The sequence below is a fragment of the Terriglobia bacterium genome (assembly GCA_036496425.1).
Classification (GTDB): domain Bacteria; phylum Acidobacteriota; class Terriglobia; order 20CM-2-55-15; family 20CM-2-55-15; genus 20CM-2-55-15.
In genome coordinates, this window is sequence record DASXLG010000019.1 from 1 (window position 1) to 16,364 (window position 16,364).

The following is a 16,364-nucleotide window of genomic DNA, read 5'->3' on the forward strand; positions in this document are numbered from 1 at the left end:
TCACCATTGGCGTGAATCTCCAGAAGATGCCGCCCCTGACGGGGCCGCTGTCCAGATCCGAGTATGAGAATCGGCCGACAAGTTCCCAGGCGCCGCGTCCTCCCTGAAAGACCGGACGATTCGGCGAGATCTGATTGAAGAATCCGCCGCGGGTGTTGTAGCCGCGTATTTCGCCGGTCGGCAGCCAGGTCACCACGGCATCTCCGCCATGGAAAACCGGATTGCCTTTCTGTGGAGAGTTCACGTCTACCAGAAAGTATTCGGTGCCAAACAGCAGCGATCCCGGCCGGTAGTACGCTTCGATGGCTGTGATTCGCGTATCGGTCGCAGGAATCTTTCCGGTGTCGAGAAAGTAAGGTGCAGGCCACGATTCCGGCCGCGAGCGGAACTGTATGGTGCCGTTGTCCGGCCTTCCATACCGGAAGTTCACACCGATGTGCAGCAATTTTCCGGTTTCCTCCGATTCCATGGGAACCCACGCTATCCGGCCGACGGCCTGGCGGTCGTATGTCGAGAACGATTGGTCCTCCGAAAACTCATCACCAAACACACCGAGATTCCAGAGGATGTGTTTCTTCGGTGCATAGCCCAGCCACTTTATGCCGTCGGCGAGAATCGGGATCGTCGCGTCATTGATGGTGGAGCGTTCCATCGTCCAACCGGCATATCCGACCATGATCTTGTTGAGAGAGAAGCCTTCTTTGGAGCGGCCGACGAAGATATAGCCGGACAGCTCGGGAACTGCGACCATGATGCCCGTTTCGCGGACCAGAAACTCGCTTTTGATGCCGTCGTACATGACCGCCGCCGTATAGGTGGTCGGCCGCTGGATGAACTTGAACGCTCCTTTGAACCAGACCCGTGTATCCCGGAGTTTGGGCGTGGCAAACAAGCTGAACTGTTCTTTGCTTGTCTGGTCTTGCGCGTAAGCGTCGTATCCGTACAGAAATCCGCCGCCCACTTTGACGGTGGCGTATTTCCCATGAAACTCGTTCCAACTCACCAGCCGGCGTGCCGGCTGCGGATCGTCCTCGTCACCGGCTTCGAGTGTATTGTCGAAGGTTGCAGACTTCGCCCCCGGCTGCTGTTGAGCGTGCAACATCAACGGCAGCCATAACAGAATGGCCAGGGGCATCTGGGCGAAGCCGGCAGTTCTTCCTTCCATGGTGGTTTGTTCAGTAGGTCTCGAACAGTTTCTGGATCTGCTCCGGCGTGCGTTGGCTCAGCAGTGCCAATGAGAGCAGTATCCTGGCTTTTTGCGGGTTCAGCTCGTCTGAGGCGATGAATCCCAGCTTATCGTCTTCGACCTCGACGTTCCGGCCGACTGTACCCGTCGGCACCCGCGAGCTGCGCACAACCACAGTGCCTTTTTTCACAGCACTCGCTGCCGCGTGCAGTGCCGCTTTGTTCATGTTGCCGTTTCCGACACCGGCGATCACGATGCCTTTAGCTCCATTCGCCACTGCGCAGTCGATCAAGTCGGGTGACATGTCCAGGCTGGCGAAGATGATGTCGACACGCGGTATCTGTGTGACATTCGTGATGTCGAACTCCGACTGGTTCGTGTGTTTCCACTCCGGCTTCTTGTAGAAATCGTTTTTCCCGTAGTTCGCCGTGCCAACGAGGCCGCGAAGAGGCGACATGAAGGTCTGTACCGCAGTCGTGCTGGTCTTGGTCAATGAGTGCGCATCGAGAATCTGGTCATTCATCACCACCAGCACACCGCGTCCGCGCGCTCGCGGGTCGGCCGCGACGCCCACCGCGTTGAAAAGGTTCAGCGGACCGTCGGCACTGACTGCGGTCGAGGGCCGCATCGAGCCGACCATCACCACAGGTTTGTCCGTCTTCACGGTCAGATTCAGAAAGAATGCGGAGTCTTCCATGGTGTCGGTGCCGTGGGTGATCACAAACCCATCCACATCATTCGACTTCGCGAGATCATTGATACGTTTTGCGAGTTTGAGCAGGATATCGAAGCTCATGTCCTGCGATCCGACGTTCGATATCTGTTCCCCCTTGATGTTCGCGAGGTCCTTGATTCCGGGAACGGCGGCAATCATGGCATCAATCGTCACGGCGCCGGATGTATATCCTGCCTGAGTTCCGGTGGCCGCAGCGCCGGCGATCGTACCGCCGGTAGCCAGGATGAGGATGTTCGGTTTGTTCGTCTGGGCAGAAGCCGCCGTGGCGTGCGCGAGCGCCACAGCGATCAGCATCGCGATCCAGGTCTTATGAAACGATTTCATTCTCATGTCCTCACCTACTTTTGTTGCTAGTTATTCCTGTCCAGATTGGTCAGCTTGACGGGATCGAGTAGATCTTTGATCTGTGGCTCGGTCAGAATCTGGCGTTCGCGGATGATTTCAAGGATTCCTTTTCCGCTTTGATAGGCCTCGTTCGCGAGTTCCGTTGCCTTGTCGTATCCGATGATCGGGTTCAAAGCGGTGACAATGCCGACCGTCGTCTCCATGTAGTGGGCCAGCACCTTTTCGTCTACGGTGATCCCATCCACGCAGAGAGTCCGGAAGGCCTTCGAGGCGTTGTGCAAGAGGTCTTGCGACTCCATGATGGCCAGCCCCTCGATCGGCTCGTATGCGTTGAGCTCGAGCTGTCCGGAATGGGCTGCCAGAGTCACGGTGTCGTCGTTCCCCATGACCCGGAACGCGACCAGGTTCACCATCTCGGGCATGACGGGATTGACCTTGCCCGGCATAATCGAAGAACCCGGTTGCAGCGCTGGCAGGTCGATTTCATTGAGGCCGGCTCGGGGGCCTGAAGCGAGCAGGATCATGTCGCTCGCGATCTTGGACAGCTTCACGGCAGCACTCTTGAGCGCCGAGGAGTAGGCCACGAATCCTTCCTGGTCCCAGGTGGCGGCGATCATATCGCTTGCCGGCACGATCGGCTTGCCGGTCAGCATCGCCAGATACTCCGCGCATTTTTCGGCGTATCCCTTTGGGGCATTCAGGCCGGTGCCGATGGCCGTCGCGCCCATATTGACCGCATAAAGATGCTTCTCGGCGTCGCGCAGGAATTGAATTTCCGTATCTATCGCGTCGGCATAACCACGGAACTCCTGTCCAACGGTCATCGGGACCGCGTCCTGCATTTCCGTGCGGCCCATCTTCAGGATCTTGATGTAGGCGTCGCCTTTATTCCGGAATGAAGTCGACAGCTGTTCCAGCTCCGCAATCAATTTGTCGTTGCGCAGCAGAAATGCGACCTTGAGCGCTGTCGGATAAGAGTCATTGGTGGATTGCGACATGTTCAGATCGTCGTGCGGCTCGATGACCTTATAGTCGCCCTTGTTGTGGCCGGACAGTTCGAGCGCCACATTCGCCAGCACCTCGTTGGCATTCATGTTGGTCGAAGTGCCCGCGCCTCCCTGGTACCAGTCGACCATGAACTGATCGTTATAGCGGCCATTACGGAGAGCATCGGCTGCCTTCTCGATTGCTGCCAGCTTATCGGCCTTCATCGCCCCGACATCGGTATTGGCGCGCGCCGCTGCCAGCTTCACAATCGCCCAGGCCTGGATGAACTCCGGATAGCGATTGATCGGAACCCCGGAAATCTGGAAGTTCTCCAGTGCGCGGGATGTCTGGACCCCGTAGTAGGCATCGGCGGGAACTTCCTTTTCGCCAAGAAGGTCCTTTTCGACGCGTGTTGCCGGCATTGCTTTCCCCGGCGCCTGCCGGGGCGCCTGCGTTTGTGATGGTTCTTTCTGTGCCGCTCCGTAAGAGAACGAGCTTGATAGGAAAGCGAACGCTCCGGCAATCGTGCTTAGAACAATGGTCTTGTGCATATCGGCTCCCGCCTGAAAAAATCAAAAGCTACACGCCGGGTTTAGCAATCGGTACGCCCGGAACATGTCTTTGCCGCGGGACCAGTTATGTTTTTGGACCGGGTCGGTAGTTCTTCAGACCGTTTGTCGCGGAAAGATCACTGGAAGACAAAGATCGGCTCGTTTCATCCGATGAATGGTGTGGTCTCAATCAAGGGGCTGGACCTCGCTCATGCCTGAGCGGGGCTGCGGAAGTACCGCTTACTCACCAGGAATGCTCTCGGGGAAAAGTCAGTACCACCTCCGCGCAGGAGTCATTTCTGGCCACCAGCCGCGCAATCGTGAGCGGACATTTTATCCACTATCCATAATTGGCCATCCACTGTTCCCGCGGCCGCGGTCGGCTGAAAAACGGCCTCCAGGTTTTCGGCGCTCCAGACGGTAACGGGTCGTGCGTCGGATTGCGCTTGCCAGTTACCGTCGTTTGTATAACTTATGCCCGCCAGGGGATACTGGATTGCCGGATGAAACCCGTCAAACCTGGCGCTATCGGGCAGGCCATAAGTCTCCTTCATTTGAAGGAGGAATTCATCGGCGCCGAGTGCTTTATCGTTGCGCAGTAGAATCTCTATTGCCATCGCTCGCTCCGTCCGGCCACAGAAAGCGATGTTGATCTGCTCCATAGCGATTCCGTTCTTTGGCGCCATTCCGAACAGACCTGTTCCGGCATTGGTACTGTCCAGCACGACGACGTTGTTGTCGGCGGACGGCGCTGAAGGTTTCTTGAGACGGGAGAGGGCGCTCGAAATCTGAGTAGAAGAGAGTCCCTGGCTCTTCAAATAGCCTGCATTGATTTCATCGAGATTCTGCATCGTTTCGTTGAAATTGCGGCCAAATAAGGCGCGAATGTTGCCGTCAATCGTAGATTGAAAGAGGAGCAGCGCCATGATCAGGGAAATCATTGCAGCAGATTATCCTGAAATGGCTGGGAATTTGCCAGGCCGCTGCCGGTGGCGATAGACTGAAGCGCGATGAGGTATTCGCGGCGTGGTTTCTTTCTGGGATCGCTGAGCCTGCCGCTGATTCTTCTGGGATGCAGGGGCGAGAGCAAGGACGCGGCGAAGCCGCAGGTTGTGGATCTCGTGATCGAGTCCGATGGCGATTTTCTGGCCTACAAGCCCGACGAGGTGACCTGCCGGACCGGAGCGATGGTCCGTGTCACCTTCCGCCACAAAGGACGTTATTTGAGTGCGCTTCACAATTGGGTCCTTGTCTTTCCCGATCAAATGGAGCCGGTGGATAAGGAGGCGGAGAAGACGAACGGCGTTATCGCGGAAGGTGATCCGCGTGTCATTGCAGCGGTTCCCATGTGCGGGAGAGGCGAAATGGTGATGACGCAATTCCTCGCGCCCGCTCCCGGAGACTATCCCTTTTTCTGTTCCACTCCCGGCCATGCCGTCGACATGAACGGGATTTTGCATGTGACGGCCTAATCCATTCTTCGAAGAGAGGTATGAGCATGAAACGTACGCAAAAGAGTTTGTCCCTTGTCGCAGCCGCCGGGCTCGCCTTGGCGTCGTTTGCGTTGCCGCTGGCTGCGCCACGCGAAGCGCAAGCGCGACAGCGCGCAGCCTTAATACAATTGAAGTCGCCCGACGACGTCAAAACGACACTCCGGCTTCTTGTTCAGGTGTCCAACGATTTCAAGCGGCAAATCACCAACAAAAACTTTGCCCGCGTGCCGCACGAGTTTATGGAATACACGGAAGCCGCCGGCGGCCTGCGCATGGCGATCAGCGGAGAGCCGGCCGACTTCAAAGCGAAAGTCGAGGCGCGGCTGAAGCCGGCAGTGGCTGCGTATCAGAAGGTTTCTGATATGAGCTCGACCACTCCCGACCCCGATAAGCTGATGGCGGAACACGCGAAAGCGGTGATGGCCATGAACGCGATTTTCGGTCTCTTTCCGGCAGAGTTCCGCCCCGACCCCAACGCGCCTCCGCCGGGCGGCCGCCGCGGACAGAGGAACTGAATGTAGCTTGAACACATCAGACTCCAAGCTGGACCAGGTGCCGTTTCACGCGCACGTCGAACTTCTCCAACGGTTCCTGGCCCATCGCGACGAAATCGTCGACAGGATACAAGGGCTGCTGAACGCCCAACGAAAGCCGATCCAATACCTGCAGGGCGGTCCGCTTCTGTCTCGTCAGTTTGAGGATTGCTTCTTCACACTCACTGGCGTCACCCACGGCCAATCCAGTCTCAGGGGTCAATTGGAAGAAGCGCACTGGGCAGGCGGATTCAGGCCTCGTAAGAGCCCTGGACTGCACAATGATCTGGTCGATCCGGCGGAGATGATGGTGCGGGCCTTTCATCTGTGGCGGCAGACTCATTGGCCGGGTCACAATGGCCGCGTTCGATACGCCAACACTCTGTTTAACTTGTATGTGATACGGTGCCTTGCGCTGTTGAGTATGCGGCTGTGGGATGCCGGCGATGCCGTTTCGCCCGGCGCCCCAGACCGGATCGAAGACCGGCTCGCGCAAGTTCAAGGCCTGCTCGACCAGCTATGGAGAATTACACCGGCCGATCAGCCGGTGCTTGTGCGCGATGCGCGATGGCTGATCCCGCTGGCACAGAGCCCCACGACCGATGAACTGGCCGGGTATTTTGAAATCGCGGAACAAATTGCAGAGACCCTTTCAGAAGCGGACCGGCTTGAAATCCAGAAAGCCGGCGTTCGCATGGCCGGCGGACACCTCCGTTCACAGCTTCGCCACGTCACTGTGCAGAAGGGCGTGTCTATTAATGAGAACAGCCTGGTTCTGAACACGCGCAGATCCAATGCCCTTGATCTCGCCCTGCTGATTCAAGGTCTCGTGCCGCTGCTCCAGGCTTATGAACAGGCCGGGCGCAGCAATCAACAGAACAGACTCGAACTTGCTGCCGCCATTTGCCAGGGGATTTCTCCGGATCCGGAGTTGTTCCTGAATCGTCTCGACTTGCTGGGTCCGTACAGCATGATCGAGCATCTCTTCATCACGACGGATCGCGATGGGCAGGTTGTCTATACGCCCATGGGACGGCGGCACCTTCAGCTGGTCCAAGAGTACGAGGTACGGATCAGTCGGCTGTCGAAGCAGTTGTATGATGACTGTCAACATTTCAGGCCGGTTGAAGGCGCCTATTCCCCATACGGCGTACTTTATGGGTTTTCATCCAATCTCATCGAGCATATGGCGTTCAAGACCTTACAGCCCGACGCCGTGACACGCTTCAGTCTGGAAGATGTCTTTGCCGGTGGGGAAGCCGGCAAGCTCGCCTGGGTGAACGGCTGGCGAAAGTTACCCCACATCAAACCGGAAGTGGCAAAGCTATTCGAGTACCCCCGACAGTTCGCCGAAGACATTTTCGCCCGTATCGAGCAGGCACTGCGCCGGCGCGTTTCCGATGGTGAGGCGAACGCTGCTGTCAAAACCGGCCGCCTGTTCATCGTCTCGGGGGAGGATCTACAGGCTGATTCGAAGACGCCGCGGAGTCCGGATCTGCCGCTGCAATATATCCGATCTTCAGACCTGCAGATTATAGCGGCGCACAAGGCTCATTCTTATGATCAGGCGCAGCTCCTGCACGGCCGGCTGGAAGGGGAGTTCGTCCTCAGTTATCAGACGTCAGGTGGATGGGTTGCCATAACAAAGGACATCCTCACTGAAGTTTTAGGTGCCGGGCACGAGGCGAAGATTGTTGAGCTGCCCCCTGTGGCCGCTGGAGTGTTGCGGTTGATGTGTCCCAATCTGGTTATTTCTTCCGGGTCCTCTTTAACAAAGGATGGATAGGCGTCATTTGATCTCTTTCAGTTGAGCGGCCAGCTCTTCATAAACGGCTCGTCGGGAAACAGCTCGAGATCGCGAACAGGAGGAGCAGACGAACTCAGGCGCGGATCGCCGTCAGTTTGTGAACGCAGGTCACCGCGAGGGAGCCATCGCCGACGGCAAACCCGACTCGCTTCGTCGATCCGGCCCGAATGTCACCGGCCGCGAGGATTCCGGGAATCGTAGTTTCCAGTGGACACGGTTCACGATCCTTGAGAGGCCACTGGCCGGAGCGCAGCGCATCGATTCCCGTAAGGATGTATCCCAGGTCGTCCCGCTCAATTCCTTCCGGCAGCCAGGCGCCGCCGGGGTCCGCACCGATAAAAACGAAGACAGCAGCAAGGGGGATCGTCTTTCCGGATTTCAGAGTCACGCTGTCGAGCCGGCGCTCGCCATGCACGGAAGCGATGGCTTCACCCTCGTGGACGATGATGTTGGAGGTTCCGCGGATTCGATCGACCAGGTAATCGGACATCGCCGGTCCGAGGCGGCTTCGAATGAGCAGGTGAACCTCTCGTGTCCTGCAGCACTCGGCGAGGAACATTGCAGCCTGACCAGCCGAGTTTCCTCCCCCGACAACCGCGACATCCTGCGCATCATACAGAACCGATTCGACGGATGTGCATGCATAGTGGACTCCGGCGGATTCGAAACGGTCTGCGCCTTCGGCATCGAGTTTTCGCCAGCCCACGCCGGCCGCGATCAATACGGTGCGAGCGAAGAGCTTTGTGCCGCAGTCGAGATGCAAGAGATGACCTTCCTCGGGCGTCGAGACCGCTTCGATCGTTTCAACGATCACCGGCGCCACCATCTTTGCGCCGAACTTGAGCATCTGCAGAGCGCTCCGCGTGGCCAACTCGGCTCCGGAAAGCCCGCTCGGGAAACCGATGAAGTTTTCGATCCTGGAGGAGGCGCTGGCCTGACCACCCGGACCCACACGGTCGAGAACCACAGTAGAGACGCCTTCGGACGCGGCATAGACCGCCGCCGCCATGCCGGCCGGCCCCGCCCCGATAATCGCCAGATCCACAGGGCCCGGCGGACAGTGACGCCATACGCCGGCCGTCTGCGCAAGTTCCCGCAGACCGGGATTGATCAATTGCCGTCCATCGCCGAATTCAATAACAGGTGATCTTTTCGGAGATCCCCACGACTCCATCAATTGCTGTCCCCGCTCCGAAGCGGAGTCGTACCAGGTAAACGGAACGAAATTCTTGAACAGAAATTCGCGCACGAGTGTGGTGTCTTTACATTTTCCGGGTCCGACAACCTTCAGTCCGAACCCGCCGGTTTCGGCGAGCAGACGCCGCCGCTCCTGAATGGCGACCAGCATCGTTTCTCCGATGTGCGGCAGTTTGTTCATAACCTCCCGTACCCGGTCTCCCGGCACCCGGAGCAGTTGCGTCTTGCCGCGCGCCACCGCCGTTACGATTACCGGCCGCCCCGTCAACAGATCGATGTCGCCGGCAAAATGCCCGGGGCCGTGGGTCACAATTGGACTGTACCCGTCTCCGGGATTCTGCATTTCCAACCCACCGGACTCGACGACAAATAGATCCACCTCCGCGTCGCCGGCATGAAAAACGACTTCGCCGTCTTTAAAAGAACATGCGGTGGCCATTGGCCTGAGCAACTCGATGTCGGTTGCTGTAAGGCTTGGAAAGGCGATGCCTGTCGGCGCAGTAATTGTTGGCATGTCTTTATTCTAGCTGTTCGGAGTCAAGGATGCGCCACGGAAGGGAAGGGAAGGGAACGGAACACAAGAAGCACAAACAAAACACAAGAAGCACAAGAACATAAGTTTGCGAGCCCGCTTCTTGTGCCTTTTGTGTCCTTTTTGTGCTTCTTGTGTTCCGTTTCCGTTCCCGATCCCGTTGGGCTTAAGCCAGCTACCGCTGGATCGCCGTCCGCAGGATAGCTGGTTGAACCGTGGGCACGCCGGGTCTTGCGATGCCAAAGTGCGGAAGCGAGCCGTCGAAGTCGCCCGGTTTGTACGATGCGATCTTATCCGGTTGCGCATCGCGATCCACGACCACGCCGAACCAGGGCAGCATCATTTCCTGCGAGGTCATTTCGCCCCACATGGCGGCTTGATCGGGCGACGGATTCTGCGGATTGTTCGCCGAATTGTCATGGTGCGCGGTAACGATCATCCGCGTGCCCTTGGTGACTTTGATCGGTTCGGCGACCTCATAGCCAAGCTGCCAGTGGAAGTTGAACTTTGCGCTGAGCACCGTTTGTTCGCGCCCATCCGGATAAACCAACTTGAACGTCATGTCTTTTCCGCGCAGGTGCATGTGCGGCATGAACCAGACGAGTTCGGCGTCCTGGTTGAACGTCAATTCGCCTTTGGTTTCGTAGTTCTTTTCACCGGCCGGGATCGGTTTACGCGCGTCCACCAGATGCTCGGGCGCCATGATCACGAAGCGGCGTTGCGCGGGCGCTTTTGCCAGGGTGAAGCCGATCCTGGTTTTGTCGGACGTCTCCTTTCCGTTCGGTGTGTAATGCACTTCAATCCGGATGGGCTTCCCGCCTCGAATGAGTTTCGCGGAGTTCGAGAAGCGGAAATCCAGCGGGGAACTGCCCGGAGCATAGACGGCCTCCATGGTCGTGAAGGCTCCCTGCCCGGTCTGGCGCTCGCGCATTCGGACAAACTGATCGGAATAGGAGCCGCCCTGGCCTGGAAACCGGCCGAGGAGGTCATTGACGACGACAGATTTCGCAGCGAAGGCCTTTTCAACTTTCTTCACTTGAGCTTCCGTTGTGCAGTCGCCGCATACGGTGACCGACGGATGATCGACGAAGCTGACCGTCGTTTGCTCCGGAATCTGAACGATCACATGGTGCACCACAGACGGATCTCCTGGACGAATTTCGATGGATGTCACCCAGGTGTCTTCCTTAAAAGGATTGGGAACGAAAAACGACTGGATCTCTCCAATACCCTTTGCGGGGACGGGGTGCGCTTCGGGCATCGAGACGACCACGTCCGGTTTGATCCGCCAACCGTCCGTAAATTGAAGGTCTGCCGGTTTATCGGCCGGATCGCCCTCGGGGGCGCCGCGATCGGCCCAGGCCGTGATCGTACGGATGTCGTCGGCCGTCAGTTTCGGTGCATTGCGGAACTCGCCATAATGCGGATCCGCAAACCACGGCGGCATCTGTTTATTGATAACTGCAGCTTTGATCGCCTTCGCCCAGGGGCGGGCGTTCGGATATGTCAACAAAGACATGGGCGCGATACCGCCGGGGCGATGACAGGTCTGGCAGTTATTCTGAAGAATAGGCAGAACATCCTTATTAAAGGTGACGAGCGGAGCTTGATCGGGAGGAACCGAAGTGGAGGAAGTCTCGGTTCCCAATGCCGTCATTGCCGCCAACAGAAGGAAAACAACAGGTCGAGTCATACTGTGCTCCCAATTCTGAAGAGGACCGTTTTGGTTTCGAAACTCGGGGTTACGGATTTATAGACAACGTCGGGAGGGAATTGGTTCCATTAATTTGTTGTGGTGGCGCACAAAGAGCTGTTTCCTTGCGCCTTTTGTGGTTAAGCGATCGGGTTGACGCCTTCGATGCCGAGGTGGGCACAGGCATTGAGAAGGTGCCGGTCGTTCGAATAGAGACACGCGAAACCTTCAGCTTTCGCGGTGACCAGATGCAAAGCGTCGATCGAACGCAGGAAAATGGCTTTATCCAATTTCGAAAAGAGGCTGCGTACTTCATCGAGCAGGGCTTCCGTCGGGCTGACCAGACGCCACAAGCCGTCGCTCAAGTCTTTCGCGAATTGACCTTGTAACGCCTTGAACACCCGGGGTTCCACCGTCCCTTCCCTGTATTTCCGGTGAAATGCGGCGGAGATCTCGGCCACGGCTATGCGCGACGTCACCACGATTCCCGCCGTCCCGGCCAACGCGCGCACCACATCGCGGCCAGGCTCATTGACATAAAATTTGGCGATCAGTGCGGAATCGAAGTAAACAGGAGTGACCGGTGGAATTCCTTCACCGGTCTCGGTCTTCATTGATGATCTCTTCAACCGGCTTACCGGCCGCGGGCAGGTCGAGCGCAGCCGCAAACTTCTTCAGCGGTCTCCACTTTTTAAACAGGTTCTCCTCCGGTTCGCTGCTGACCGGCACCAGCTTTGCTACAGGTACGTTTCGATCGCGCACGAGGATTGCCCCGTACTTTTGCGCATTGCGTACCCAGGCGCCGGTCCGGCGATGCAATTCCCGAATCGAGATTTCCTTCATGTGTGACATCGTGACACATCTGTGTCCAGACCGTCAATCAGCCGCCCGGCCTTCTTCCAAACGGCAAGACGTCCCGTTGTGCAAAGCCCTCCCGGCCCGTTAGTCGTTAGTCGATAGGCTTCTCTTCTGCGTGATCGATGATGATGACCGGAACCGAATGTGTGCCTTTCTCCAGTTTCAGTCCGAGTTTTTCGATCGCCTCGAAATACGTGACGCCGCCCGGATCCACAGCCCCGGTGGCGCCGGGTTGTCCTCCTCCGGGAAGTGCGCCGCGCGGTGTCCACAGCACGGTAAAGTCATACCCACCCTGCAGTCCAGAGTTGTCGATGACCGGATGGTCGATATAGGCGGACGCCATCTGCGGCATCAGCTTGATGAATTCCGCCAGCGTTTCGTTGGTGCAGGTGAAGGCTTGCATCGGTCCGCCGGCGTTCGCCGGAACCGCGCCTGGATCCGGCTTGCAACCGGCCCGCTCCGAAGCTTCGGCTTTCTTCATTTTCGATTCGCTTTTGGCGACAAGAGCATAAACGGTTACCGGACGGTTTTCAGTGTGCATCTGTAACTTGAAACGTTCCTCGAGCGTGTTGCGCAGCATCATCAGAGCCACGTTGATCGGTGGCGGGATGTCCCTGCCGCCATCCCGGGTGGGAGCGCCGATGCCCGTGCTGGGCGCTTTTGCGACAATTGTCCAGTGCGTGGTTTCGATAAATTTCGGTCCAACGATAAAGTCGGCAACCGTATTTGGAAGGATCTGGTTCGCCATACCGATCAGGTCCCGCAAGGTGCCCCTGGCGTTGATCCTGCCGCCCTGGGTGTACTGAATGCCGACTCCCTGCGTTCCCGGGTCGCTGGGTTTGATCTCGGCTGCTTCGAACTCCGGCTTCTCGGGAGGTAAAGCTTCCGCAACTCCCGCCGGGTTGTCGGTCGGTTTCCGGTCGACGCTATCCACAACGATAACCGCCGCCGCAATCTGCCGAAGTTCGAGCTTCAGGCAGAGTTGTTTGTCCACGGCGTCGAAAACGGAAATACCGTCCGCGCCGGCTTGAGCGAGCAAGCCACGGGCAGTCCATTTGAGGTCGAAGTCCCACGCGCCTTGCAGGTTCGTCTGGTCCACGACCGGATGATCGATGTAACCGTTGGCCATTTGGTGAAGATTCTCGGCGATCTGGGCGGTCGTCAGGTTATGGCACGACACCACTTGCAACGGAATCACGCCCGGCTGCGGTTGACCCTGTGGCTGTCCCTGGCATCCGTTCTGGCTGCCATCGGATTTCTTCAATTTGTGCGCGCCTTTCCCGAGCGTCAGCGCATAGGTCGGCAGAGGTTTGTTGTCATTGTGAATCTTGAGGGCAAAACGGTCGGCAAGCAGCGATTGAAGCATCAGCCGGGCCGTTTCGACGCTTACGTTCGGCGGCGTCCTGGCGATGACATCGAACCGATCGGATGCCAGCCAGTTCGGGCCGCCGGAAACCTTGTCATCGGTCACGTTGTAGGCCCTGGTAATAAGGTCGACCATCGATGCATTTCGCAGTTCGAACCGCCCCCCGCGGGGGGACACCGCCGCTGGCGCCCGCCAGTTGGCCTAACCCGCTGGGGGCGCTGGCATGAACGTCCGCGATTTCAAATGCGGGCAGTTTCTCTGTGGATTGCCCCAGCAGCGTGCAAGACAAGGCAAAAATTCCGCCGATGAATGCGAGTTTTCGTGTCATTCACCCCCCCTTTTGTGGAAAAGCGTAAGGACTTGCTGATATATACGCTCTTGGACGCCGTTTATTAACCGCTCAGTACCTTTTTTCTGACAGTCACACCGAGACACCGATCTTTGCCGTTTGGTTCCCGAATTATTTTATGGAACCAAACGGAGGCGGATTACGTCAATGTGACGAATGACAAATCTCTGGCAGGATCTTGTGTATGGATGCCGGTTGATGCTGAAAAAACCGGCGTTTACCATCGTCGCCGCGTTGTCGCTGGCCTTGGGCATCGGCGCCAATACGGTCATTTTCAGCCTGATCAATACCACGCTGCTCAGGCCTTTGCCGTTTCCAGATGCCGGAAAAATCGTCGTACTCTGGTCCGTTCCCCTCAAAGATCGGACACAGCAGAACTCCATTCCTTACCTGGGCTATGCGACTTACCGTGACAAGACTCAGAGTCTGGAGTCGATCGGAGCCCTGACCGGCAGCATCAAGAACCTGGGCGGTGAGAAAGAGGGCGCCCCTGCGGAGCGGATCAGCGGTTATGGCTTCAGTCCCGCAATCTTTCGCGCTCTTGGAGTCAAACCGGCGCTTGGGCGGCTGTACACCGACGAAGAAGATCAGGTGGACAACTGGGCGCCGGTCATTGTCATTACAGACCGGCTTTGGAAACGTCATTTCAACCACGATCCCGACGTCATCGGTAAGACGCTGCTGCTCGATCAGAAGCCGGTAACCGTGATCGGCGTATTGCCGCAGGACTTCACATTCTTCAGCGACGATGTCGATTTCATCTGTCCGCTCGAGGTCAACAGGAACCAATCGATCAGCAAACAGGGATTCATCATTGTTCTCGGCCGGCTGAAAAAGGGTGTCCCGATGCGGCAAGCCCAGGCCGAAGCCGATGGGATTGCGGCGCAACTGGCATCCTCCGATCCTGAACGAAATAAGGGCAATGGAGCGCAGCTGCAGACGCTGCAGGACGCGGTCTACGGCGGCTTCCGGAATCCGTTGCTGCTGCTTCAGGGCGCTGTCGGTTTTGTGCTGCTGATCGGCTGCGCGAATGTCGCCGGCATGCTGCTGGCTCGCGCCGCTTCACGCCGTACGGAAGTCGCCGTACGGACGGCCCTCGGCGCCGGACGCTGGCGGATCGTTCGTCAGCTCATCACCGAGAGTTTTCCCTTATCGTTGCTCGGCGGCATCATCGGCGTGTTTTTGTCCTGGGGAGGGCTCAAACTATTCGTCCTGGCCGCGCCTCCGGGCTTCCCGCGCCTGGACGAGCTGTCGATCGATTTCTCGGTTCTGATTTTCACCGCGTTTATTGTCATGCTGACGGCTGTCATCTTCGGCGTAGCTCCCGCACTGCAGGCTTCGAAAGCGGACCTCGTCAGTTCGCTCAAAGAGTCGGGCCGCAGCGGCATGGATGGTATAACGCGGCAATACTTGAGAAGCGTTCTGGTCGCGCTACAAATCGCGCTGGCGCTGGTTCTGCTGATCGGCGCGGGGCTGATGATCAACAGTTTTATCCGCGTCCAGAAGAACGATCTCGGGGCGGATTCCCGGAATATCCTGACGTTCGATTTCCGTTTTGCTCAGACCGACACCATCAAACCTTTCGGCAGGTATCGCGGGCTCGGCTTATGGGATGTCCTCCCCCTTCCGGCGTTGACATTCGATCGGGTTGCGGAGCGGATGCGCAGCGTCCCCGGGGTTTTATCTGTGGCTGCGATCAATCGGCCTCCTCTGGCTTCCGGTGGACTACAAATGTCTTTTCTGATCGAAGGCCATCCGGCCCCGGCCCAGAATCCATCTTCAGCAAATGGACCGCAGGAACAGGGGCAATCCGCGGACTATTTTTCAATCACCCCGAATTTTTTCGCGACCATGAAAATACCTGTGCTGCGTGGCCGCGATTTTGACGCACACGACACGGCGGCCGCGACTCCCGTCATCATCATCAGTCAGACGATGGCGCGCCGCTATTTCCCAAATGAAGAGCCGCTCGGGAAACGGATCACGCTCGATTTCGTGCCCGATGAGCGGCCTCGCGAAGTTATCGGAGTCGTGGGAGATACGCGGACGAACCGCCTTCAAAAGGAACCTGTCCCCACGCTGTACGTGCCGCACGTCCAGCAGACGCCGAGATGGATGGGACCGGCGTGGGGCGATCGCGCCGGAATGTTTTTCGTGCTGCGCACATCCGGCGACCCGATGAGTATGGTCGAAACCGTCAAACGCGCCGTCGCCGACGTCGACCTCACGCGGCCGGCCTCGAATTTCCGCACCGTGGAGCAGAATCTCAATCAGCAGACTCAGTATCTGCGCCTGTATATTCTCCTGCTTGGAATCTTCGGCGCTATTGCCGCGACACTGGCGGCCATCGGCATTTATGGAATCATGGCGTATTCCGTGGCCGAACGCACCCGCGAGATCGGTATTCGCATGTCGCTCGGCGCCGGCTCGCTCGATGTGGTCATGATGGTCATGCGGCATGCTCTGGTGCTGGTCGCCATCGGGTGGCTCGCCGGTCTCTTGAGTTCGTTCGCGCTGACGCGCCTCATCCAGAGCGGCCTGTACGGCGTCACCGCAACGGATCCGGCAACGTATGCGGTCATCTCGCTCCTCCTCGTCCTCGTTGCGACGAGTGCCTGTTTGATACCCACCCTGCGGGCGCTGCGCGTCGATCCGACGATCGCCCTGCGCTATGAATAAGAGGGGTCGCACACCTGAATTCCCGAATTCAATTCGGGAATTCAGGTGTGCG

Annotated in this window: 13 protein-coding genes; 4 read left to right on the forward strand and 9 right to left on the reverse strand. The window is 57.9% G+C overall.

Features of this window, described 5'->3' with window-relative positions; genetic code table 11:
* The 4 genes from VGK48_01045 to VGK48_01060 form a co-directional block, all read right to left on the reverse strand.
* On the reverse strand, positions 1-1,165 hold a 1,165-nt coding region (locus tag VGK48_01045), incomplete at its 3' end, for a porin (GenBank protein HEY2379741.1).
* A 10-nt stretch (positions 1,166-1,175) separates the two neighbouring features.
* Entirely contained in the window at positions 1,176-2,246 is a 1,071-nt protein-coding gene (locus VGK48_01050; GenBank protein HEY2379742.1) for a type II asparaginase, read from the reverse strand.
* 26 nt (positions 2,247-2,272) lie between these two features.
* Positions 2,273-3,805: an aspartate ammonia-lyase gene (locus VGK48_01055; GenBank protein ID HEY2379743.1), complete on the reverse strand. Its 1,533-nt coding sequence runs from the start codon at positions 3,803-3,805 to the stop codon at positions 2,273-2,275.
* Between the two features lie 293 nt (positions 3,806-4,098).
* A complete protein-coding gene (locus tag VGK48_01060) occupies positions 4,099-4,746 on the reverse strand; it encodes a hypothetical protein (protein HEY2379744.1) in 648 nt (215 codons plus the stop codon).
* A 69-nt stretch (positions 4,747-4,815) separates the two neighbouring features.
* Here VGK48_01060 and VGK48_01065 point away from each other — a divergent pair, with 69 nt between their 5' ends.
* Genes VGK48_01065 through VGK48_01075 form a run of 3 tightly spaced genes read left to right on the forward strand, consistent with a single transcriptional unit; the run spans position 4,816 to position 7,617 of the window.
* Positions 4,816-5,277 (forward strand): plastocyanin/azurin family copper-binding protein, encoded by a 462-nt coding sequence (locus VGK48_01065; protein HEY2379745.1) that lies wholly within the window; start codon positions 4,816-4,818, stop codon positions 5,275-5,277.
* A 26-nt stretch (positions 5,278-5,303) separates the two neighbouring features.
* Positions 5,304-5,813 carry a hypothetical protein gene (locus VGK48_01070; GenBank protein ID HEY2379746.1) on the forward strand — a complete coding sequence of 170 codons (510 nt, stop codon included), beginning with the start codon at positions 5,304-5,306 and terminating at the stop codon, positions 5,811-5,813.
* Between the two features lie 7 nt (positions 5,814-5,820).
* Positions 5,821-7,617, forward strand: a complete 1,797-nt coding sequence (locus VGK48_01075) for a hypothetical protein (protein HEY2379747.1) — start codon at positions 5,821-5,823, stop codon at positions 7,615-7,617.
* A 94-nt stretch (positions 7,618-7,711) separates the two neighbouring features.
* Here VGK48_01075 and VGK48_01080 read toward each other — a convergent pair whose 3' ends face one another.
* The 5 genes from VGK48_01080 to VGK48_01100 all read right to left on the reverse strand — a co-directional run bounded on the left by VGK48_01080 (position 7,712) and on the right by VGK48_01100 (position 13,461).
* Entirely contained in the window at positions 7,712-9,349 is a 1,638-nt protein-coding gene (locus VGK48_01080) for an FAD-dependent oxidoreductase (protein ID HEY2379748.1), read from the reverse strand.
* A gap of 193 nt (positions 9,350-9,542) precedes the next feature.
* On the reverse strand, positions 9,543-11,060 hold the full coding sequence (locus tag VGK48_01085; protein HEY2379749.1) for a cytochrome c: 1,518 nt from the start codon (positions 11,058-11,060) through the stop codon (positions 9,543-9,545).
* Between the two features lie 140 nt (positions 11,061-11,200).
* Positions 11,201-11,674, reverse strand: coding sequence for a type II toxin-antitoxin system VapC family toxin (locus VGK48_01090; protein ID HEY2379750.1), 474 nt, complete (start codon positions 11,672-11,674; stop codon positions 11,201-11,203).
* Complete coding sequence (locus VGK48_01095) at positions 11,655-11,912, reverse strand: hypothetical protein (GenBank protein ID HEY2379751.1); 258 nt, start codon at positions 11,910-11,912, stop codon at positions 11,655-11,657. Before VGK48_01095 ends, VGK48_01090 begins: the two co-directional genes overlap by 20 nt.
* Before the next feature lie 97 nt (positions 11,913-12,009).
* Entirely contained in the window at positions 12,010-13,461 is a 1,452-nt protein-coding gene (locus VGK48_01100) for a TIGR03435 family protein (GenBank protein ID HEY2379752.1), read from the reverse strand.
* Between the two features lie 328 nt (positions 13,462-13,789).
* Between VGK48_01100 and VGK48_01105 the strand changes: the two genes are divergently transcribed.
* Entirely contained in the window at positions 13,790-16,312 is a 2,523-nt protein-coding gene (locus VGK48_01105; protein HEY2379753.1) for an ABC transporter permease, read from the forward strand.
* Positions 16,313-16,364 lie beyond the last annotated feature (52 nt).

Coding starts and splice junctions, on each gene's coding strand:
- VGK48_01050 (HEY2379742.1), bottom strand. CDS start 2,246: ATGAAATCGTTTCATAAGACCTGGATCGCGATGCTGATCGCTGTGGCG.
- VGK48_01055 (HEY2379743.1), bottom strand. CDS start 3,805: ATGCACAAGACCATTGTTCTAAGCACGATTGCCGGAGCGTTCGCTTTC.
- VGK48_01060 (HEY2379744.1), bottom strand. CDS start 4,746: ATGATTTCCCTGATCATGGCGCTGCTCCTCTTTCAATCTACGATTGAC.
- VGK48_01065 (HEY2379745.1), top strand. CDS start 4,816: ATGAGGTATTCGCGGCGTGGTTTCTTTCTGGGATCGCTGAGCCTGCCG.
- VGK48_01070 (HEY2379746.1), top strand. CDS start 5,304: ATGAAACGTACGCAAAAGAGTTTGTCCCTTGTCGCAGCCGCCGGGCTC.
- VGK48_01080 (HEY2379748.1), bottom strand. CDS start 9,349: ATGCCAACAATTACTGCGCCGACAGGCATCGCCTTTCCAAGCCTTACA.
- VGK48_01085 (HEY2379749.1), bottom strand. CDS start 11,060: ATGACTCGACCTGTTGTTTTCCTTCTGTTGGCGGCAATGACGGCATTG.
- VGK48_01090 (HEY2379750.1), bottom strand. CDS start 11,674: ATGAAGACCGAGACCGGTGAAGGAATTCCACCGGTCACTCCTGTTTAC.
- VGK48_01095 (HEY2379751.1), bottom strand. CDS start 11,912: ATGTCACACATGAAGGAAATCTCGATTCGGGAATTGCATCGCCGGACC.
- VGK48_01105 (HEY2379753.1), top strand. CDS start 13,790: ATGACAAATCTCTGGCAGGATCTTGTGTATGGATGCCGGTTGATGCTG.